General features: G+C 49.9%; 17 protein-coding genes and 1 CRISPR repeat array. Of the genes, 15 read left to right on the top strand and 2 right to left on the bottom strand.

Annotated features, from left to right (window positions below; translation table 11 throughout):
- Positions 1–348: 348 nt before the first annotated feature.
- A complete protein-coding gene (locus tag JOD20_RS25515; RefSeq protein WP_204757995.1) occupies positions 349–990 on the bottom strand; it encodes a histidine phosphatase family protein in 642 nt (213 codons plus the stop codon).
- A gap of 399 nt (positions 991–1,389) precedes the next feature.
- On the opposite strand from JOD20_RS25515, the gene JOD20_RS25510 reads away from it, so the two are divergent.
- The 15 genes from JOD20_RS25510 (at position 1,390) to JOD20_RS25440 (ending at position 16,895) form a co-directional block, all read left to right on the top strand.
- A complete protein-coding gene (locus JOD20_RS25510; RefSeq protein WP_420828965.1) occupies positions 1,390–2,502 on the top strand; it encodes an ABC transporter substrate-binding protein in 1,113 nt (370 codons plus the stop codon).
- Between the two features lie 21 nt (positions 2,503–2,523).
- Complete coding sequence (locus JOD20_RS25505; protein ID WP_204757993.1) at positions 2,524–3,423, top strand: ABC transporter permease subunit; 900 nt, start codon at positions 2,524–2,526, stop codon at positions 3,421–3,423.
- Positions 3,420–4,205: an ABC transporter permease gene (locus JOD20_RS25500; protein ID WP_204757992.1), complete on the top strand. Its 786-nt coding sequence runs from the start codon at positions 3,420–3,422 to the stop codon at positions 4,203–4,205. The genes JOD20_RS25505 and JOD20_RS25500 overlap by 4 nt, the downstream gene beginning before the upstream one ends.
- 9 nt (positions 4,206–4,214) lie before the next feature.
- Positions 4,215–5,276 carry an ABC transporter ATP-binding protein gene (locus JOD20_RS25495; protein ID WP_204757991.1) on the top strand — a complete coding sequence of 354 codons (1,062 nt, stop codon included), beginning with the start codon at positions 4,215–4,217 and terminating at the stop codon, positions 5,274–5,276.
- 399 nt (positions 5,277–5,675) lie between these two features.
- A complete protein-coding gene (cas10, locus tag JOD20_RS25490) occupies positions 5,676–7,847 on the top strand; it encodes a type III-A CRISPR-associated protein Cas10/Csm1 (protein WP_204757990.1) in 2,172 nt (723 codons plus the stop codon).
- A 1-nt stretch (position 7,848) separates the two neighbouring features.
- Complete coding sequence (gene csm2 / locus JOD20_RS25485; protein WP_204757989.1) at positions 7,849–8,283, top strand: type III-A CRISPR-associated protein Csm2; 435 nt, start codon at positions 7,849–7,851, stop codon at positions 8,281–8,283.
- A 46-nt stretch (positions 8,284–8,329) separates the two neighbouring features.
- Positions 8,330–9,097: a type III-A CRISPR-associated RAMP protein Csm3 gene (gene csm3, locus JOD20_RS25480; RefSeq protein WP_204757988.1), complete on the top strand. Its 768-nt coding sequence runs from the start codon at positions 8,330–8,332 to the stop codon at positions 9,095–9,097.
- Positions 9,098–9,109: 12 nt separating this feature from the next.
- A complete protein-coding gene (gene csm4, locus JOD20_RS25475; RefSeq protein ID WP_204757987.1) occupies positions 9,110–10,135 on the top strand; it encodes a type III-A CRISPR-associated RAMP protein Csm4 in 1,026 nt (341 codons plus the stop codon).
- Entirely contained in the window at positions 10,132–11,220 is a 1,089-nt protein-coding gene (gene csm5 / locus JOD20_RS25470) for a type III-A CRISPR-associated RAMP protein Csm5 (RefSeq protein ID WP_204757986.1), read from the top strand. Before csm4 ends, csm5 begins: the two co-directional genes overlap by 4 nt.
- A gap of 148 nt (positions 11,221–11,368) precedes the next feature.
- Positions 11,369–12,811: a hypothetical protein gene (locus tag JOD20_RS25465; protein WP_204757985.1), complete on the top strand. Its 1,443-nt coding sequence runs from the start codon at positions 11,369–11,371 to the stop codon at positions 12,809–12,811.
- A gap of 8 nt (positions 12,812–12,819) precedes the next feature.
- Positions 12,820–14,178, top strand: a complete 1,359-nt coding sequence (locus JOD20_RS25460; RefSeq protein WP_204757984.1) for a hypothetical protein — start codon at positions 12,820–12,822, stop codon at positions 14,176–14,178.
- Between the two features lie 23 nt (positions 14,179–14,201).
- Positions 14,202–15,011, top strand: a complete 810-nt coding sequence (cas6, locus tag JOD20_RS25455; RefSeq protein WP_204757983.1) for a CRISPR system precrRNA processing endoribonuclease RAMP protein Cas6 — start codon at positions 14,202–14,204, stop codon at positions 15,009–15,011.
- 12 nt (positions 15,012–15,023) lie between these two features.
- Positions 15,024–16,043: a CRISPR-associated endonuclease Cas1 gene (gene cas1 / locus JOD20_RS25450; protein ID WP_204757982.1), complete on the top strand. Its 1,020-nt coding sequence runs from the start codon at positions 15,024–15,026 to the stop codon at positions 16,041–16,043.
- An 8-nt stretch (positions 16,044–16,051) separates the two neighbouring features.
- Positions 16,052–16,333 (top strand): CRISPR-associated endonuclease Cas2, encoded by a 282-nt coding sequence (gene cas2 / locus JOD20_RS25445; protein WP_204757981.1) that lies wholly within the window; start codon positions 16,052–16,054, stop codon positions 16,331–16,333.
- 100 nt (positions 16,334–16,433) lie between these two features.
- Complete coding sequence (locus JOD20_RS25440) at positions 16,434–16,895, top strand: hypothetical protein (RefSeq protein ID WP_204757980.1); 462 nt, start codon at positions 16,434–16,436, stop codon at positions 16,893–16,895.
- A 133-nt stretch (positions 16,896–17,028) separates the two neighbouring features.
- On the opposite strand, the gene JOD20_RS25435 is transcribed toward JOD20_RS25440, so the two are convergent.
- Positions 17,029–18,471: a transposase gene (locus tag JOD20_RS25435; protein ID WP_204757979.1), complete on the bottom strand. Its 1,443-nt coding sequence runs from the start codon at positions 18,469–18,471 to the stop codon at positions 17,029–17,031.
- Between the two features lie 234 nt (positions 18,472–18,705).
- Positions 18,706–20,806: a CRISPR direct-repeat array (repeat unit 37 nt; unit sequence ATTCGAATAACCAAAATCCTCGTCAGGGGATTAAAAC).
- Between the last annotated feature and the right edge of the window lie 82 nt (positions 20,807–20,888).

The raw sequence follows: 20,888 nt of genomic DNA, 5'->3' as shown, positions 1-20,888 counted from the left end.
GCTGGGCAACGACGGTGATGCGGGGCAGACGACTGGGCTTGGAAATGGCCTAACATCTATTGATAGCTATTCCTCAACCTGTCCGCCCTTAAACCTCCAGGCGGGAGACGCAGGGAGTTTTTGTACGAGGGGTCGGGGGTCAGGGGCTGGGGATCAGGATCCCGTGCTGTGCCACCCTATGTTGCCAACCCCGATGATTTTCTGATAGCCAAGAGCCAATAGCCAATAGCCTTCTCCCCTTCGCCTCCTTCGTGCGCTTCGCGGTTCCCGTGATACTAAATCCTAGAACATTCAATCAAAAAAACCCTCTCCTGCGGCGCAAGAGAGGGCTTGGGGTGGGTGAGAAAATTAAAGGGCGGTTTGGTTTTCGCGCACGGTGGCCAATTTACCAAGGTGGCAGGCTTCGCTCAAACTCACCAAATAGGGCAAATCTTCGCCATATTCGATCACGCTAATCGAAGCATTGGTAATCCACAGGCGGTTGATCCGATCCATATTGATGCCTAAGGCATCGGCAACCAAAATCTTCACAACCACATCGTGGGTTGAAAAAACAACGGTTTGATTGGCGCGTTCGCTCAAAACCCGTTCTTTAAAATCGATCACGCGCTTAAGAATGTTGGAGAAGCTTTCGCCATTGGGCATTTGCGAGCGGGTGGGAAAATATTGCCACTCACGTAATTCGGCACCATATTGGGCTTTTACATCGGGGCTATAGAGCCCTTGCCAATCGCCGTGATGAATTTCAAGCAAGGCTGGTTCGTCGATAAATGGCACATCTGGGTGGAATTCGGCAATCGCGCGGGCTGTGTTGTTGGCGCGTTGCAAGGGGCTGGCGTAAATCACATCAAGCTTTTCGCGCTTGAGGCGTTGGGCTAAGGCTTGGGCTTGTTGTTGGCCGAGTTCGCTCAATGGCGCATCTTCTTGGCCTTGATAGCGACCGATTTTATTCCACTCACTCTCACCGTGGCGCACCAAAATTAACCGCATAAAGCCTCCAAATGTAAGGATGAAGGGTGAAGGATGAAGGATGAACGGCCCTCACCGAGGCAATTCATCAGTCAACTTAATCCTTCAGGGTTGCAGGGTTGTGCGTCGTTGCAGTGAGTGAGCTGCATTGCTCTACGGCGTTGTATCATACCAGATCTTGCAAGATTGGTGGCTAGTTCTTTAAAGGATGAGCTGTTCTTAACCAAAATATTACAAATATGTTATAGTACGATAAATCAGCCCCCATAGAATCAATCCAGCCCATTTTTGTGGTTACACTCGTCAAAAAACCAACCGATTTTCATGCATCATGGTCTAGCTTGCTAGGAGATTTACCCCATGGCTCAATCGAAGCTTGGCGCTTTTCGGCTCCGCGCTGCTAAATTAGCAGCCTTATGTATGATCGTTTCCTTGATGATTACGGCCTGTGGCTCAGCTGTCAGCGAAAATACTGCTGTTCCAACTACCGGCACAGGTGGTACATCATCAGCAATGGATACGTTGATTGCAGCCGCCAAAGCTGAAGGCGAATTAACCGTCATCGCCTTGCCCCACAACTGGCTCAACTATGGCGAAATGATTGAAAATTTCTCGAAAAAATATGGCATCAAAATCAACGAACTCAATCCTGATGCTGGTTCGGGCGATGAAATCGAAGCCATCAAGGCCAATAAAGATAACAAAGGCCCGCAAGCTCCCGACGTAATTGATGTTGGCTTTGCGTTTGGCCCATCTGCTAAGCAAGAAAACTTGCTCCAACCCTACAAAGTTTCAACTTGGGACACAATTCCCAATGAGTTGAAAGACCCCGAAGGCTATTGGTTCGGCGATTACTATGGCGTGTTGGCGTTTGCTGTCAACAAAGATGGGGTCAAAAATGTGCCTCAAGATTGGGCCGACCTCTTGAAGCCCGAATACAAAGGCCAAGTTGCTTTGGCAGGCGATCCACGGGTCTCAAACTTGGCGATTCAGTCGGTTTATGCCGCAGCCCTCGCCAATGGCGGCAGCTTGGATAACGTCCAACCAGGCTTGGATTTCTTCAGCAAATTGAACCAAGCAGGCAACTTTGTGCCAGTTATTGCCAAGCAAGGCACCTTGGCTCAAGGCGAAACCCCAATTATGATCACTTGGGACTACTTGGCGATTAGCGCTCGCGATGAGTTGGGCGGCAACCCCGAAATTGAAGTGGTTGTGCCAAAATCTGGCGTGCTTGGTGGCGTGTATGTGCAAGCAATCAGCGCCTATGCTCCGCATCCAAACGCTGCCAAATTGTGGATGGAATACCTCTACTCGGATGAAGGCCAATTGACGTGGCTCAAAGGTGGCGGTCACCCAGTGCGCTACAACGATTTGGTTGGTCGGAATGTGATTCCAGCTGAAATTGCCGATAAATTGCCAGCAGCCGAACTCTATGCCAACGCCGTCTTCCCAACCTTGGCCCAACTCGAAGCAGCCAAGAAAGTAATTGTCGATGGCTGGGATACAACCGTCAACGTCGATGTCAAGGAATAATTAAGGAAGGATCGCCTCTCTGTGGCAGAACAAGCTTCAGAACGTGGTCGGGGTGCGCAATCGCCGCGCCTCGACCTTCGTCGCATTAATTGGAGTTGGCTGGGCACAGTGCCGTTTTTCCTCTTTGCCTGTGCCTTTTTGCTGCTGCCGTCGGCCTCACTGGTTATCGGCAGTTTTCAGGATAACCAAGGCAACTTCACGCTGCAAAATATCGCCGATCTGAGCCAGCCAAGCATTGTCAACGCCTATCTGCTCAGTATGCAGGTCAGCGGAGTTACGGCCTTGCTTGGAACTTTGGTTGGCGGTTTGTTGGCGTGGGCCATGGTGCTGGGGCGCTTGCCGCGCTTTGTGCGTGCCTTTTTGATTCCCTTTTCTGGCGTGGCCTCGAACTTTGCTGGCGTGCCTTTGGCCTTTGCCTTTATCGCAACCTTGGGGCGGGTTGGCTTTGTCACGGTCTTGCTCAAAGATTTGGGCTTTAATCTCTATGACAAGGGCTTTAATCTGTATAGCTTTTGGGGCTTGAGCGCGACCTATTTGTATTTTCAAATCCCCTTGGTAGTGCTCATTCTCACGCCAGCTTTTGAGGCCTTGCGCCCGCAATGGCGCGAAGCTGCTGAAAGCTTAGGGGCTTCTGGTAGCTATTATTGGCGTAGCGTGGCCTTGCCAATTTTAACTCCGGCGCTGCTGAGCACGGTTGTTTTACTCTTTGGCAATGCCTTTGGCGCGTATGCCACCGCCTATGCACTCACTGGCGGCTCGTTGAATATTGTACCAATTATGATTGGCGCGCAAATTCAGGGCGATATTTTGCATAATCCCAATTTGGGCTATGCACTAGCATTTGGCATGATGCTGATTATGACCCTCGTTTTGGTGCTCTATAGCTGGCTTCAACGCCGATCGGCACGGTGGTTGCAATGAAAAAACGTCCTTCACTGATCGCTTGGCTGTTTATTGTGCTTGGCACAAGCTATTTCTTGTTGCCACTGATCGCGACCTTTCTCTTTTCGTTGCGCGCCAAAAAAGACACGTTGGGATTTACTGCCTATCAACGGGTTTTTGAAGATAGCAGCTTTTACGCAACCTTCAGATTTTCAGCATTAATGGCCTTGCTGACAATTATCGCGAGCATGCTTTTGCTAGTGCCAACGGTCTATTGGGCCTATTTGCGCCATCCACGCTTGCACCGTTTGATCGAGTTAGTTTCATTGATGCCGTTTGTGATTCCGCCGATTGTTTTGGTGTTTGGCTTGATCAAATCCTACAGTCGCCCGCCAGTGATTTTGGTGCAAAGTCGTGGCTTGTTGATCGCAGGCTATATGGTGCTGGCGCTGCCGTATATGTATCGGGCAATTGATGCTGGCCTGCGTGCCACCAACGTCAAAACCCTGACCGAAGCCGCCCAAAGCCTTGGTGCTGGCTGGCCTCGCATTATTTGGCAGGTGATTGTGCCGAATATTCGCGGCGCATTGGTTAATGGCGCATTTTTGACCTTTGCCACGGTGCTCGGCGAATTAACTTTGGCCCAATATCTGGCTTGGCCAGCGTTCGGCCCCTATTTAGCGCGAATTAGCCAAAACAAAGCCTACGAGCCAGCAGCTTTAACCATCATCAGTTTTGCCCTCACTTGGGTCATTTTTGGGATTGTGCTCTTGTTCAATAGCAAAGATCAGCAACAAACTCAATTTGGTGGAACCCACTAAGGAAACGTTATGGCTTTTATCGAATTACACAATTTAACCAAGCAATTTGGCCCAACAACCGTGGTTTCGCCCTTGAATTTGGCGGTTGAGCGCGGCGAATTTTTGTCGGTGCTCGGCCCCAGCGGCTGTGGCAAAACCACAACTTTGCGCATGATCGCTGGCTTTGAAGCTCCCAGCGGCGGCTCAATTAAAATCGACGGCGCTGATATAACCAGAACTCCGCCAAGCAAACGCAAAATTGGGATTGTATTTCAATCGTATGCGCTGTTTCCCAATATGAGCGTGGCCCAAAATATTGGTTATGGCTTGCAGATTGCCAAATTGAGCAAGCAGGCAATCCAGCAGCGGGTTGATGAAATGCTGGCAATTATTCATATGCAAGAATTTGCCAACCGCTATCCACATCAACTTTCTGGTGGTCAACAACAACGGGTTGCGCTAGCCCGCGCCTTGGCAATTCGGCCCCAAGTTTTGTTGCTCGACGAGCCACTTTCGGCGCTTGATGCCAAGATTCGGGTTTCGTTGCGCCAAGATATTCGCGCCATTCAGCGTGAGCTTGGCATCACCGCAATTTATGTTACCCACGATCAAGAAGAGGCGCTTTCGCTTTCAGATCGGGTGTTGATTATGCAAAAAGGCGAAGTTGAGCAACTTGGCACGCCAGCCGAAATCTACAACAACCCCAAAACCAGCTTTGTAGCCCAGTTTGTTGGCACGCTCAACACGCTTGAAGCAACGTTACACGATGCAAAGCGCGGCATTTTACAATTTGGCAGCCAGCAATTTGAGGTCAGCGATAGTTTCGATGCAGCCTTGCAAGGCACAACAGTCCAAGTAGCCTTGCGGCCTGAACGGCTCAGCCTCAATGGGGCAGTCAGCCAAAATCAACTCCATGGCGTGGTTAAAGAGCAGATGTTGCTTGGGCCGATTGTGCGCTTTCATGTTGAAGTTGAGCAACACTTGCTGTTTGTCGATGTATTCAACGACACCAACGTGAGCAGATTGCCCAATCGCGGCGAGGCTGTGGTCGTCAACTTTGCGCCCCACGATTGCTTAGTCTTAGCACGCTAAAACTACAAACGGCCCAGTTGGGCCGCTTGTAGGAGAGAAGAGTGTGTGTGAGGAGGAAGGATTTGACCATAGTATGCCAGCGCCAGCTTACGGCCTACCTAACAATTAATGCAGCGCATATTCCTATTAGCATCTAGCCACATGGCCTATACGTTCCTCATCCCCTGTACTACAGGGCTTTTTTATTGCCTCAATCAAGCATTCATAGCAGTAAGCAAAAAATACCTACATATCTACAATAGCTCCTTAATTTCAGCCAACTGCAAAAACGCAAGTTTAATTGCATCAATTTAAACCATGGGCGTTAAATCGAACGGATATTCGTTTATTTTGCGCACATATATGCACCTACCTATCAGCTAGAGTAAGTGCATCGTGAGTGTTCAACAAGGAGGTTGTATGAGTGATCCCCTAGTCATACGGGCATTGAAGAGTATGACAAACTCGGTCAAGGCTTGGTCAAATACGCCACTAGAATCAATCTTCAACCAAATTAGCTCAGCGACCGAGCCAGCTTCAGCGCCCTACTTTCTGCAAGCGCAACGCTTTAGCCTGAGCGAAACAGCGCTTTTTCCAGTCCGCGAACAGATCCAGGTTCCGGCTTCGTTGCTAGCCGAATTCACACGCGCAATTGACCAGTGTAGTGACAAGCAAAGCACTCGGTTAGCCCAAATGCTCAGCATCTTTCAGGATTATGCGTGGGCGGTCAGCTACCAAACGAGCCAGAACGAGCCTGTCGATCCGGTGGTGTCGCTCTATGATTATGCACGCACCAAGGCTGCCTTGGCAGCAGCTGGCGATCAGGCGTTATTGGTCGGCGGCGATATTTCCGGCGTGCAAGATTTTATCTACACCATCGCGGCCAATCGGGCGGCCAAAAGCCTACGTGGGCGCTCGTTCTATTTGCAAATGCTCACCGAAGCACTTGCTGGCTGGGTTTTGGCCCAAGCAGGCATGCCAAGCAGCAATTTGCTCTACAGCGGCGGCGGGCGTTTTTATGCCATCGTGCCAGCTGAATGCGCCGCACACATCGCTCAATGGCGACGTGAGCTTGGTCAATTTTTGCTCAGCGCACACGATGGCGAATTGTATGTTGCCTTGGGTGCGGCCAAAATCGTCGATGCAGATCACGATTTTGGAGCCTTATTTCGTGCAGTCAACGATCATGTGACAGCTGATAAACGCCGGCGGTTTGCAACCCTTGATCCGCAAACAATCCAATCAAACCTGTTCACACCGCGCGGCCATCGCGGCAACGAGGAAGATCGCTGTGCAACCTGTGGCTATATGGGGCCAAGCCAGCTCTTTAAGCCCGATGAAGAAGAAGGCAAGCTTTGTTTGCTCTGCGAAAGCACAATTAAGCTTGGCTTTAGCTTGCACGATGCCCAATTTCTCTGCATCAGTCGCCCAGATTCCAAGCTTAGTACGGTCACTGGCCGCGCCTCATCAAAGGATATTTTGGCGGCGCTGGGCACACAAGTCGAGATTTGTGCCAGCTACAATGAATTACTCAAGTATCTCGAAAAAAATAGCAATAGCTCGCTCCACGTGCAAATCATTCGCCCATTTGCCGACGATCTGAACCTGTTAACTGAGCTACGTAGCCAATACCGCCAGCATGTTTTCAGCGTTCGCCCAATCGTCAATGTTACACCAAAACAGCCTAATGGCGCGGTCAAATCGTTTGATCAGCTTGCCGATGCCAGTCGCGGGATTAAGCGCTTTGGGGTGCTGCGCATGGATGTTGACGATCTTGGCGATATTTTCGGCTATAGCCTTGCCAAATCGTCATTAGCCCGCATTTCGAGCCTCAGCGCCGCCTTCTCACGCTTTTTCGAAGGCTGGGTCGGCGAAATCTGCCGCGATCAACAACTCATTACGTCAATCTACCAAGCCGATCAAACCCAGAACGAGCAGATCTACAGTGTCTATTCTGGTGGCGATGATCTGTTTGTGGTTGGTGGCTGGGATGTGCTGCCACACATTGCAAATCGCATTCAGCACGATTTGCAACGCTATACCGGCCATAACCCATTAATCCATGTTTCAGCGGGATTGAGCCTGCACACTAAGAAGTTTCCTTTATATCAAGCGGCCAAACTGGCTCACCAAGCGCTTGACGAAGCCAAGGATGCTGCGCCACGCAAAGCAATGAACAAAAATGCCTTGACTTTCCTCGATCAAACAATTGCTTGGGAAGCCTATCCGGCGCTTGTGGCTTGGCATCAGGAATTATGGCAACTCTACCAAGCAGAACATGGCATGGTGCGCTCGCTTCTCCAAGTGCTGATGGAGTTGTATAGCCAATATCACGAGCACGGCCAAAAACGCCGCGAGTCGGGCAAAAAACAGACCGCCTATGGCCCCTGGATTTGGCATGGCAAATATCAATTGGCCCGCATTCGCGAGCGCCACAAAAACAATCAGCAGCTCAAGGACTTATTGCTCAAAATCGATGCGACCCTGTTTACTGGCTTTGATGATCCTGATCGGATCAGCCTGCGCACCATCGAGCAACTTGGCCTCGCCGCCCGTTGGACTCAATTATTAATTCGTGAGCAAGGAGATTAATATGCCTGAGATTAGCGAACAAGAACGCGAAGCAATTATTGCTGGCGATGATATTGAAAAATTAGTCGAAGCTGCGCAAAAAATTGGCTCCCGCCTAGCCTATGCTCGTCTAACGACCAGCCAAATTCGCGGTATTTTCGGCACAGTGCGCCGCATCGAGATGGATTGGGTGATGCCCAGTTTGCAGCAGCAACGGCCTGATGCTGTGCGCCGTGCCCAACGTGAATTTGCCTTGCTCCAACCACGACTCGCCTATCAAGCCAAACGCGAACGCGGCGGCGCAGTCCAAGCCCTCAGCGATGAATTAACTCCAGCAATTAAATTGGTAATGGGAGCAAAAAATTCTAGCCCAGATAATTATTATCAACGCTTCCGCAACTTTGTCGATTTCTTTGAAGCAATTTTGGCCTATCATCGCGCATTTGGCGGTCAATAAATATTTGTTGCAACTATTAATTTATCCAGCGTGAGGAAGATTCATTATGTCAGATCAAACACCAAAAATCAAAATTGTTGGCCGCATTTTCGTCAATTTTGAAATTCATGCCTTAACTGGCTTGCACATTGGCGGCGCAGCAGGCACCTTGGCCATTGGCAACGTCGATAATCCGGTTATTCGCAATCCATTTAGCAACGAACCCTACGTTCCTGGCTCGTCGTTACGCGGCAAAATGCGCTCGCAATTGGAAAAATTGTATGGCTTGGCCCAAAATGTTTCAATTGGCCGCGATGTATCAATTCATTCGGCCAAAACCCAAGCCGAATACGATAATAGCCCTGTTTTACACATTTTTGGTATTCCTGCTGCTGATTTTCTGACCGAGCCAACCCGCCTGATTGTGCGCGATGCAGCTTTGAGCCAACACACTCGCGACGCATTTCGCGATGCGCGCACCGATTTGCCCTACACCGAAGTTAAATGGGAAGCGGCAATCGATCGCGTAACCTCAGCGGCCACTCCACGCCAGCAAGAGCGGGTTCCGGCTGGGGCAATTTTCGACGGCGCGTTGACTTTCACGCTCTACAACGATCAAGATACCGAGCTATTCAACACCGTCATTCGTGGGTTGGAGTTGGTTGAAGAAGATTATTTGGGCGGCCAAGGTGCGCGTGGCAGCGGCCAAGTTGCCTTCAAAAACCTTGTGCTCAGCTTCAATCACCACGAAAAACCAGTATTCGACAAACACAAACTCGAATCGTTGGCTGAGCTGCGGGCATTGTGGGCGGCTCAAGGCTACGCTGCCAAATAAGAGGAGAGCAGCATGGAATTTAATCTAATTCGGCTCCAGCCTCAAGGCGCGTTTCACTTTGGCATGCAAGGCATCGACATGGAAATTGTCAGCGAAACCTGCCCATCGGATACGCTGTATGCGGCGTTGTTTTGGCAGGCCTTGCAACAAAGCCATCGTTGGGTTGCTGCGCCTGGCAATCCACCATTCACGATCTCGTCGTGCTTTCCGTATGTCGATGGCATTCAACTCTTGCCAGTGCCAATGCTACCGCCGTTGCCTAGCGATGAGCAAAAGCCAGGTGAGCGCAAAAAATTCAAAAAAGTTCGCTTTATCTCCAGCGAGATTTTTATTAATCTGCTGGCCGGAACCCGCTCGTTGAGTCATTATTTTCAGCCAGCTAATGGCGTGAGCTTACAACATGGCAGCGTGTTGGTTAGCACAACTGAATTCAAGGCCAGCCAACGTGATGCAGAAAAGCCACTTTGGAAAATCGATTCGATTCCGCATGTGGCGGTCGATCGTTGGAGCAACGCCTCGGCCTATTATGAAACCGGCCAAGTGCGTTTTGCGCCAGGCTGTGGCTTAGCCATTTTGGCACTTGGCGATATGCAGCACCTCATGCAGCTCTTGGTGCAGGTTGGGATCGATGGGCTGGGCGGGCGGCGCAGCAAAGGCGTTGGCCAATTTGAGCCAGTCTTGCAAACCGAAACCCTCAATTTGCCAGCCGCCACCAGCGATTCGGTGATTGTGCTTTCGCGCTATTTGCCAAGTGCTGCCGAGCTTGCCGCAGGCGTTTTGGCCGAGCCAGCAGCCTACAGCCTAGAGGATGTGACTGGCTGGATGTATTCGCCAGCAGCCAAAGCCCAGCGCCGCAAAGCAATTTGGATGATTGGGGTTGGCTCGCGCTTGAATCGTGCAGGGCTAGCGCATTCGATTGTTGGAGCAAGCGTCGATGTGGCCCCAACCTACGACAACCACATTGCTGGCGTAAGCCACCCAGTCTGGCGGCATGGGCTGGCGCTCACGGTTGGCTGTAGCCTAGGAGGCGAGCAATGAGCGTCCATTCACTAACCATTGAAACCCTCTCGCCAGTACATATCGGCGCTGGCGGGCCAGATTTACGGCGCAATATCGATTTTGCAATCTTCGGCAAAACGCTGTATATGCTCAACATCGATGCCGTGCTCGAAGCAATGTTACCCGAAAATCCCAACGATCGTTACTATCAACAAATCTTAAACGCTCCCGATTTAGGCAGCTTGGTAACAGCCGAGCAGCTGAGCAAGCACCCAGAACTGTATTATTACAAACTTGAGGGTGTTTCAAAGCTAGAAACCATGCGGCCTGCAATCAAACAATGGACAAACGCGCCTTATATTCCAGGTAGCAGCCTCAAAGGAGCTTTGCGCAGCGCGTGGGTACGCCAACAATATCAACAACGCAACCTCAGCTTGGATTTGGATCGGCTCAATGATCGGCGTGAGTGGGCGTTTCAAGGCCAAGAAGCCCGCTTACTTAGCCCAAAAGCGCCACGCCCAGCCCAAGTACCCAATTACGATCTCTTTCGGGCAATTCAGGTGAGCGATAGCCAAGCAGCGCCCGACGATTCGTTGCGGCTCTACAACGCTGTGGTTTTTCCCGCTGCCAATCAAGGGATTCCGCTCGATTTAGAGGCGATTAAGCCACGCATGACCTTACAAGCGCGGATCAAATTCGACGACTATATCTTAGAAACGCAGGCCAAGCATTTTGGCGTGCACGAGCAAGGATTTAGTTTTGAAGCATTAAAACAAGCTTGGCGCGAGCAAGGAATCGCCCGCATTCAACAAGAATTGACCTTCTGGATGAATCGCCGCGAAGGCGAGCATGTGCAGCAATTCTTTAGCAACCTTGAACAACAGGCCAATACTGCTCCTGAGAATTGCTTTTTCATCGATATTGGCTGGGGCACAGGCTGGAAGAGCAAAACGCTTGGCGACGTGATCAAAACACCGCAACTCGCCAAGCTCATGCAACGCTATCGGCTTACTCGCAAAGAATATCGCGAAGGCGATCGCTTTCCCAAAACACGCCGCGCCGCCCGCGATACGAACGGGAATCTGCGCGTGCCATTTGGTTGGATCAAAGTGACGCTGAATTAGAGTTCGCTCATCCCATACCAACAATCCACAACGTGAATATTAGGGGGTGCAGGGGGATGAAAACCCCCTGCGTCTCCCGCCTTGAGGCGGGACGGAAGGGTGGAGATCGAAAGACCAACTGGTAAGAATTAAGAATCAGGAGCAGCACATGCGACAAATTGCTTTATGTAATGTTGGTAATAGCGATGTGGCGGTAAACGGCGTAATTATTCGCCCACCACGGCCAGCAGGCGAGCATCATTGGCAAACCTACAGCGAGCATAACTTCAGCGCCCCAATTATTGATGCCTATGCACGCTATTTTGAGCAACATCAAATTGTGCTTGATTGTTTGATTTTATTTGACACCGATCAGGCAGAAAATGCCACCACCAGCGTCACCGATCGCTATGGCGTTAGTTTGCGCGATAAAGATACTTGGTGGTTTGGTAAAATCTTAGAACGCTATCTTCCAGAACGCTGGGGCCATGTGATTCGTTCAGTTGAACGGCGTACCATTCATAATGTTAATCCAAGCTTATACGATGATGCAATGAAAGCCTTTGGTGAGCAGCTAAGCACAATTAATCATCAAAATAATACTCAATATTATGTATTAGCAGCTGGTGGCACGCAAGCCTTCAACAATGCCTTACAATTCAAAGCAATTGCGCGTTTTCGTGAAAATTGTTTTGTTTTGTATAAGTCTGAGCATAGTTCAGCTCCATATTCATTGAATATCCGCAAACAGCTACTTGATTCATTTAATATTGCCACGGCAATTCAGTTGATTCAGCAACATAATTTCTTTGGCGCAATTACCTTGCTTCAAGGCGTAGTTGAGCAAAATATTATTCAATTGCTGTGGTATGCTAAGTATCGTGAAGATTTCGATTTCAAATCAGCAAAGAACGTTTTAGAACAAGTTCATTTTAATGTCGATGGTTCATTACGCGATCTAGTGCATTCTATCCAAAATAGCGCTTATAATATTAATCATGCTGATCGAGAATTTTTACTGGTTGAGCTGTATTATAATGCACAAATCGCTTATACTAACGGACGTTATGTCGACTTTCTTGGAAGAGTATTTCGCTTTCAAGAAACAGTCTTACGCCATGTGATTGAAAACAGCTTCAATATTTCAACTGATTATAGTAAAGCACATAAAGCTGAGAATCTGGCAAAATTCAATCAAATCTTAGCCGATGATCCAATACTCCATGAATATCTTGAAAACAAGCAATTCGCAGGCAATAAGCTTGATTATCGCCATTTTTCAGTTCCGGTGCTGCTGGCACTACTCGATTTTCTGACGAAAAATCCACAACAAAAATATCTGGCAAAAAAACAGGTAGGAATCTACACTGGCTTGCGTGAACTTATTATTAAACTTTCAAATCTCTCCGATATGCGCAACCAGAGCGTGATTGCTCATGGTTTTGAGGGCGTTTCCGAAGATCAAATTATTAAGCATCTCAAACTTAAATCAGAACAAACCCCAATCGATCTATTACACGATATTTTAGCAAAAATCGCGATTGATGTCCGTGAATCGCCATTTCAGCAGATTCAAACCGTGTTAATTGAAAAACTCTATAGCTTAATCTAGGAGCAACGATGAGTCGATTATTAATTTGCAATATTGGTAATCGTGATGTTACGGTGCCAGCAGGAAGCTTACCCAATGATGCAGAAGCTAATCATCGGTCAAAAATTAGCTATTTGCGTGAACATAAGGCTACAATTAAAGATTCAATTCAAATAACGATGATTCAAAAGATTATCGATTATCTTGAGCGTGATTCGCTTGATTATATTTTATTATTTGGCACTCAACAAACAAATTCAGCTTATCAACACACTGATACGCTGGCTGATGCAGAGCTGATCAGCGAGTTATTGGTTGAACGCTGGAAATTTCGGCCTGAACAAATTTTAGTCCATGCGCTTTCAGCCAACCCAATCCACCAAAATGAGCTGATTCGCTTTTATGAACCAGTGCTTGCAGCCTACGACCAGCAACTTCAGCCAAGCCAAGTTATTTTGGAGGTAACTGGTGGCACGCCAGCGATGTCAACTGCTTTACAATTAACTGGGACTGAAATTTTTCAAGAGCGAGCATTGCCAGTCTATATCGCCCCCGATAGTGCGCTGCCGCAACCAATCTCGATTGGGCGGCGCATTTTGGGCGGCCCTTTGCGTAAAGTGATTCAGGCCAATTTAGCAACCTTTCAATATCATGCTGCGCTCGATAGTTGGCGCTTGTATCGGCCTTATTTTACCGATCTGCAGAGCGAAAGTAGCGCCAAAGTTATTGAGGGCATGCTGGCCCATGCCGCCGCGCGGGTCAATCTCGATGTGCCGCAAGCGCTTTTGGCAATTCGTGGCTTGGTTGGCCTGGCCGATGGAGTGCACGATGCAAAAATTCATAGCCTGTATAATGCGCTCACGCCGTTATCACATGAAAATGCTTTGGCGGAAGTGCTAGCATTAGCAGAAATTCGCCTGAAAACCAATAGTTATGCCGATTTTCTGACCCAATTGGTACGTTATGTTGAAAATAGCTTGCGTTTGGTTTGTTTGCGCTTAAATATTCCATTTATTAACTGGCAAGGACAAGCTGATCCGCATGGAGCCAAAGTTGATGCAGGTTGGCTGCGACAACAGCGAATCGAAAAGATTAGCGTTGGTCAGGCAGGATTACAAAAATTGTTGAGTAGTTATGCACCACAGGATGCAAACGTGCAGCTTGTGCTCAAATTAGCCAAAGCATGCCAACCATTGATCGAATTGCGTAACGAAATTACTCATAGCTTGGGCGGAGTTTCGCAAGCCCAAATCGAACAAGCTTATGGCGCAACTGTAAACACGATTTTGAACAATATTCAGCAAAGCTATCAACAATTAACTCAATGTTCGCTAAATCAAAATCCCTATGATGCAATTAATCAATGGATTGTTCAATTACTCGATTAATTTTGAGAATAAGGAATATTACGATGCCAACGGCGTTAATCATGCAAATTCGGCCCGTCGCCAATGCCAGTGTTCAGCCAAATTTGGCTCGCGCAACCCATGCCGCCATTTTGAAGCTGATTCAGGCTGCCAAGCCCGATTTAGCTCAGCAAATTCACGATGAAATTGGAGTTAAACCGCTGACCGTCTCGAATGTGTTGGGCCTCAAGCCCCAAGCCAACCTCGCAATGGTCAACACTAGTGACGATTATGGCTTGCGAGTCACGCTTTTAACGCCGGTTTTGGAAGATCTGGCCCAGGCTTGGCAGCCAGAGCAATTGGAATTATTCGATCTTGACGGCAGTGCTTGGCGGGTTGAGGCAATTTTACGCCAAGACCATGAACATCCATGGGTTGGCCAGCGCAGCTATAGCGATTTGTTGGCTCCCAGCATGGCCCAAGATTCAATTGCGCGACGCTGGACGCTGCAATTCCATTCACCAGTGACGTTTCGCCAGCGCGGGCTGAATCAGCCAATGCCAACGCCTGATTTGGTGTTTGGCAGCCTGCTTGATAAATGGAATGCGGTTGCGCCGCTGACCTTTCCTGAAGAGGTCAAGCGCTTTGCCAGCGAATGTATGGCCACCAGCTATTTTGAATTACGCTCACAGCGCGAGCCAACCAAAAACCAAGCCTTGCAAATTGGCGCGGTTGGCACCTGCACCTACACCGCTACCTCGCGCGATCGCTACTGGTGTTCGTGTATTGATACCCTTGCCCGCTTTGCCTTCTGGAGCGGCGTGGGGGCGGGAACAACCCGCGGTTTAGGCCGCGCCCGCGTCGTTGAACGCTAAGGAGAAACATCAATGGCCACGCTGTATGTGCTCGAACAAGGGGCGGAAATTCGCTGTGACGGTGAACGGCTGGCAATTTGGCAAACCGATCAAGAGCTGGGCAATGTGCCCATGGCCAAACTTGAAGATATTGTGGTGATGGGCAATGTTGGGTTTAGCACGCCTGCAATCAAACGCCTGCTTGATCAGCACATTGAAGTAACGTTTTTGACCACTCAAGGGCGCTATCATGGGCGACTGATTGGTGAAGTAACCGCCCATGTTGCGTTGCGGCGCGCGCAATATCGGCGGGCTGATGACCAAGCATGGGCTTTGGCGATGGCTCAAGCCTGTGTGAGTGGCAAATTACGCAATTGCCGCGCAGTGTTGCAACGCTTTGCGCGCAATCGCCAAAGCGTCGATGCCAACGTTCAGGAATCGATCGCAGCGCTTGAACATTTTATTGAACGGGTTGATCGCACAACTAAGATCAGCTCCTTGGTCGGAGTTGAAGGCAGCGGCTCGGCAGCCTATTTTGGCGGCTTACGCAGCCTCTTTGATCAAGAATGGATGTTTAATAATCGCAATCGTCGCCCGCCAACCGACCCAGTGAATGTTTTATTATCGTTGGGCTACACGCTGTTGGTGCACAAAACCCTAGGAGCCGTGCAGGCAGTTGGCTTTGATCCCTATCAAGGATTTTTACATCAACTAGATTACAATCGACCATCGTTGGTGCTTGATTTGATTGAAGAATTTCGGCCAATTTTAGTTGATGCCTTGGTGATTCGCTGCTGTAGCGATGGTCGGCTAAGCGCGAGTGATTTTAGCCCCAGCGACGACCCAAAGCATCCAATTTTGCTGAGCAGCGAAGGCAAGAAACGCTTTGTTACTGCGTTTGAAGAACGCATGCGTACCGAAGTAACCCATCCTGATGGCGCAGATGGCCGCCCAGGCAAGGTGAGTTATTGGCGCTGTATCGAACTGCAAGCGCGCCAACTAGCGCGGGCAATTCAGACTGGCAATGGCTATCAAGCTTGGACAACACGCTAGGAGGATCGATGCTCTATTTGATTTCCTACGATATTGCAGTTGACAAGCGGCGCACCAGAATTGCCAAAATTCTTGAAGGTTTTGGTCAACGGGTGCAATATAGCGTCTTTGAATGCGACCTAACCGCCAAGCAATATAGCAAACTGCGGGGTAAACTGCACAAAGTGTTGCGGCCTGCTGATGGCGATAATTTACGCACCTATCGGTTGTGTGGAGTTTGCGCGCCGCACACCGAAATTGTTGGCAATGGGCCAACGCTTGAAACCAGCGTCACGATTTATATTTTTTGAAATATGGCTCTAGCGTGGGCCAAACTGAAGTTATCCACAATTTAATGTCCATAAAATGCCGCGCGATCCGATTCTGAAGGGCAAAAAGCGAGTTATCCACATGCAAATTTACTTAAAAACCCGCCAAAAAATGCCCAAAAAAATCGGACCGCGCAAAGCGTTCGTTTTAGGGCCTTGCAAAGCCATGAAAATTGGGGTATATTCGAATAACCAAAATCCTCGTCAGGGGATTAAAACCGTGATTGAAAAGATTGAATCCTGTAGTTATGGAGATAAATATTCGAATAACCAAAATCCTCGTCAGGGGATTAAAACGTATTGCCGCGATTATTCGCGAGCGCTGCGGCTCGCTGATATTCGAATAACCAAAATCCTCGTCAGGAGGGCTGGACGAATTCCTGAGGGGTTTTGGCAGGTTTTTTCGCTGATCCGCGCCGCCGCTGGCCGATCACCACGCACCGGCGTGGTTTTTTTGTGGGCCGATCCGACCCATCGCCCGTTATGCTGCCCGCATCCCGCGCAGCGGCAGCCCATCCGCGTGCTTCGTCGCCGCGTTGGCTGATTCGCGGACAGCCGATCATGCCGACCGATCATCCCTGATCCGCCGCTGTGGCCGTTCCCTGATCGCTGCGGCTGCGTCCGTCCATCCATCCAAGCCATCCCCATGGCGCTTCACGGACGAGACGCATGCCACGTTAGTCGTGGATCGGGTCGTGTGTTCCCTGCTGGCGATGCACGACGCGCAGGTTAATCACCACATAGATTAAGGATGTCCACGCCGCGACCGCACTTTGCCGACGCAGTTTTGGCCATTCGATCCCCAAGGCATACGCTTGGCTGTTGATCTGTTCAACCAACGCGCGTTCGCGATACAAGGCTTTATAGGCCGCTGACCCACGATCGATCGTCCAGCGCAGCGTTGCCCCAACTTGCGTCCCGATCGTCGTGACACACCCGCCCGTCGCAAAATGTTTGTCGTTCGTTGGGCATGGCTCGCCGGTGGCCGTCGGGTACAGCAACGGACAGCGATGGCGTGCCCGCTCTTGTGGCGGGCCATTGGTGTTCATGGCATACGTAAACTGTTGCGGCATGGCCAAGCCAGCGGCACACAGCGGCAACCCGTCGGGCGAAAACTGCCGTGGCTGGTTGGTCTTGCGCACCGGAACCGCCGCCATCCCGCCAGCCGTGTGGAAGTAGGTATAGACCCGTTGGCTGTCGAAGGCGGCATCCCACACGCCATTGCGCGGTCGGCGACCGAGCGTCTGCTCCACCTGCGCCATGAGCGGGTCAAAATAGGTCATATCGCCCGCATTGATCGGTTGGGTGTGTTCGGCAAGCACGATGGAGCCGAACGGGGTGCGGGTGACGACAATGCCACTGGCGTACCCCCAGTAGGCTTCGGCCTTACTCTGGGTTGGCGATTGACCATCGGTGGTGGGGGTCGGCTGCTGGTTACTTCGGCGCTTGACGCCGAGCCGACAGTCCGGATCACCGGGGGGTTGCACCTGCTTCTTGGCGCGATCAGGGGCAAAGCGGTTGGGATTGTTCTCTTTCACCCACGCCAAAATGTGCTTGGTATCACCCGCAATGGTGTCGGCGAAGGTGGCATGGTGCTCCGGTGGGAGGGCATCACGAATGCGCCGCACGAGCGCCATGCGGAGGAAATTGAGCATGGGCGTGGGTAAGGTGCGCAGGACACGGGCAAACTGACGACGCGACGGGACACTGGCGGCGACATCGAAGCCGAGCGGGGCGGCAGGGTCAGGCCGGAGGGGAAAGCCGAGCGTCCAGACGAGGGCGGGATGGCGCAGGAGATAGCGGCGCAGATGCCCCATGGAGGGCAATTGGAGATCGAGTTTGAGGAGGAACGCGGCGAGAAAGGGGGCACGCGGCGCGGGACGCGGCCCAGGCCGAGGGCGATCACTGAGCGGCGGCAGGGCATGCCACGGAATGGGGGCGAGCCACTGATGGGCCGCAGCAGCAGTGGGATCAGCGGCAATGATGGGGGGGAGATCCGGCATGGAGAGCGGGCAGGGACGACGGGGATGGGTGGGCAGCAGGGCACGATCGAACACGGGCACGGTGGGCACAGGGCGCTTGAAGCGACGAAGGATGTTTGGTATGATGCGATCCAGCATCAGCGACTCCTATTCTGGGGATGGTTGGATCTGATACCCGTATCGTACCCGATAGCGAGTCGCCTGGTGTCGAAAACGACCCCGATTGGGGCATGGGTGTCGCGCTACGGCGGATCGGTGTCGCCCCCCGACCCTGATGGATCGGGCAAGGGAACCAATTCTATGTTAAGCCCAGCCCTCCTCGTCAGGGGATTAAAACGTTGGCGTTGCCTGCCAGCCTAGCTCAATGATGATATTCGAATAACCAAAATCCTCGTCAGGGGATTAAAACTGTTATTTTGGCGCGGATTTCTATGCACGGGTCTGTACCATTCGAATAACCAAAATCCTCGTCAGGGGATTAAAACCAAGATTTGATAGGGATCAAGCAAGTCATACTTGCCAACCATTCGAATAACCAAAATCCTCGTCAGGGGATTAAAACAAACAATAGGTGTCCGCAGCGGCCTCGGCCTGTGCTTCAAACATTCGAATAACCAAAATCCTCGTCAGGGGATTAAAACGTAAAATGGCTTGACTTCGGCATGGCGCACTTCAAGATTCGAATAACCAAAATCCTCGTCAGGGGATTAAAACCGAGCAAAGCGAATAGGCACACCAATTGATCAATTGATTCGAATAACCAAAATCCTCGTCAGGGGATTAAAACCGCTTGGTACTGATTAGGTCGGGGTTGCGTTCTTTGGTCATTCGAATAACCAAAATCCTCGTCAGGGGATTAAAACCCACCGTGGCGGCTATCGAATCGTGATTGTTGCGATCAGGATTCGAATAACCAAAATCCTCGTCAGGGGATTAAAACTGAGGCCAAGCGACGAGCGGATGCTGAGTTTGATTATCAATTCGAATAACCAAAATCCTCGTCAGGGGATTAAAACAAACCGTTGCGCCTAACAACCCATCGAGGGTTGAGAAGATTCGAATAACCAAAATCCTCGTCAGGGGATTAAAACGCGGCCAAAATCGCGAAGGGCGCAAGCCCTCACCGCGTGGCAACGGCGATTCGAATAACCAAAATCCTCGTCAGGGGATTAAAACCCACCGCTACGCCGTCTTGCAGGCGAATTGTGGTTCTCAATTGGCATTCGAATAACCAAAATCCTCGTCAGGGGATTAAAACTTTGTGGCGATTCCTGCCTTGGCATGGCCACCACTGAATATTCGAATAACCAAAATCCTCGTCAGGGGATTAAAACCTTATTTGAGTAAGCCCATTGTGAAAATGGAGCGGTTTTCTATTCGAATAACCAAAATCCTCGTCAGGGGATTAAAACGTGCTGTAAAGCGACACAGCACAAGATCATCAACCTTGATTCGAATAACCAAAATCCTCGTCAGGGGATTAAAACCCATTCGATAAATGGTATGGATGCGGCGCGGACAATTCCATTCGAATAACCAAAATCCTCGTCAGGGGATTAAAACCCAAAAGAAACGCTTTGCCCTGCGGATTAGCCAGCATCATAAGGATTCGAATAACCAAAATCCTCGTCAGGGGATTAAAACTGATATTGCCGTGCGGATTACCGACGGTGAATCAACATTCGAATAACCAAAATCCTCGTCAGGGGATTAAAACCAACGATCTAGATAGTAATATTGTTAATGTATTTAAGGATTCGAATAACCAAAATCCTCGTCAGGGGATTAAAACAGCTAATTACTTACTCAAGTATTACAATGAACAAAATTCGAATAACCAAAATCCTCGTCAGGGGATTAAAACGCATCATTATGTTGTTCATGGTTCCTTGCATAAATAATACATTCGAATAACCAAAATCCTCGTCAGGGGATTAAAACGTATTGTAAATATTCCAACGTAGCCACTGCTACCTATTCGAATAACCAAAATCCTCGTCAGGGGATTAAAACCGCTTGAGCTTCTTAGACCCGTACCCGCTAACAATTATTCGAATAACCAAAATCCTCGTCAGGGGATTAAAACCCGTCACCCTCGTTGGTGCGACGTGCTTGGAAGGTGAAGCATTCGAATAACCAAAATCCTCGTCAGGGGATTAAAACTTCTCTCGTATGAGCGCATCAAGGCGCGCTCGTCGCGGTCTTTTATTCGAATAACCAAAATCCTCGTCAGGGGATTAAAACCGATGGTAAGGCGCAAAAGCCCGTGTAGCAGCACTCACAATTCGAATAACCAAAATCCTCGTCAGGGGATTAAAACGGAGCCGATTATGATACTCACTAATCAACAGGTATGGTTTGATTCGAATAACCAAAATCCTCGTCAGGGGATTAAAACGCCAGAGACCCACACAATAGGCCAAGCTGGCCGTCGCGATTCGAATAACCAAAATCCTCGTCAGGAGAGTGTTGCAGAATTCACCCTACCTCTGCTCTTCACCAATTACGAACCTTTTTTTTAATACCACCCTCCATCCATCGCATCCCTTTCACAC

It is taken from the genome of Herpetosiphon giganteus (assembly GCF_016907925.1).
Taxonomy (GTDB): domain Bacteria; phylum Chloroflexota; class Chloroflexia; order Chloroflexales; family Herpetosiphonaceae; genus Herpetosiphon; species Herpetosiphon giganteus.
Note: the sequence above shows the minus strand (reverse complement) of the source record. Positions and strands in the feature narration are given on the sequence as shown.

Coding starts and splice junctions, on each gene's coding strand:
- JOD20_RS25435 (WP_204757979.1), bottom strand. CDS start 18,471: ATGCTGGATCGCATCATACCAAACATCCTTCGTCGCTTCAAGCGCCCT.
- JOD20_RS25465 (WP_204757985.1), top strand. CDS start 11,369: ATGCGACAAATTGCTTTATGTAATGTTGGTAATAGCGATGTGGCGGTA.
- cas2 (WP_204757981.1), top strand. CDS start 16,052: ATGCTCTATTTGATTTCCTACGATATTGCAGTTGACAAGCGGCGCACC.
- JOD20_RS25460 (WP_204757984.1), top strand. CDS start 12,820: ATGAGTCGATTATTAATTTGCAATATTGGTAATCGTGATGTTACGGTG.
- csm4 (WP_204757987.1), top strand. CDS start 9,110: ATGGAATTTAATCTAATTCGGCTCCAGCCTCAAGGCGCGTTTCACTTT.
- cas1 (WP_204757982.1), top strand. CDS start 15,024: ATGGCCACGCTGTATGTGCTCGAACAAGGGGCGGAAATTCGCTGTGAC.
- csm5 (WP_204757986.1), top strand. CDS start 10,132: ATGAGCGTCCATTCACTAACCATTGAAACCCTCTCGCCAGTACATATC.
- cas10 (WP_204757990.1), top strand. CDS start 5,676: ATGAGTGATCCCCTAGTCATACGGGCATTGAAGAGTATGACAAACTCG.
- JOD20_RS25500 (WP_204757992.1), top strand. CDS start 3,420: ATGAAAAAACGTCCTTCACTGATCGCTTGGCTGTTTATTGTGCTTGGC.
- csm2 (WP_204757989.1), top strand. CDS start 7,849: ATGCCTGAGATTAGCGAACAAGAACGCGAAGCAATTATTGCTGGCGAT.
- JOD20_RS25510 (WP_420828965.1), top strand. CDS start 1,390: ATGATCGTTTCCTTGATGATTACGGCCTGTGGCTCAGCTGTCAGCGAA.
- JOD20_RS25515 (WP_204757995.1), bottom strand. CDS start 990: ATGCGGTTAATTTTGGTGCGCCACGGTGAGAGTGAGTGGAATAAAATC.
- JOD20_RS25495 (WP_204757991.1), top strand. CDS start 4,215: ATGGCTTTTATCGAATTACACAATTTAACCAAGCAATTTGGCCCAACA.
- JOD20_RS25440 (WP_204757980.1), top strand. CDS start 16,434: ATGCAAATTTACTTAAAAACCCGCCAAAAAATGCCCAAAAAAATCGGA.
- csm3 (WP_204757988.1), top strand. CDS start 8,330: ATGTCAGATCAAACACCAAAAATCAAAATTGTTGGCCGCATTTTCGTC.
- cas6 (WP_204757983.1), top strand. CDS start 14,202: ATGCCAACGGCGTTAATCATGCAAATTCGGCCCGTCGCCAATGCCAGT.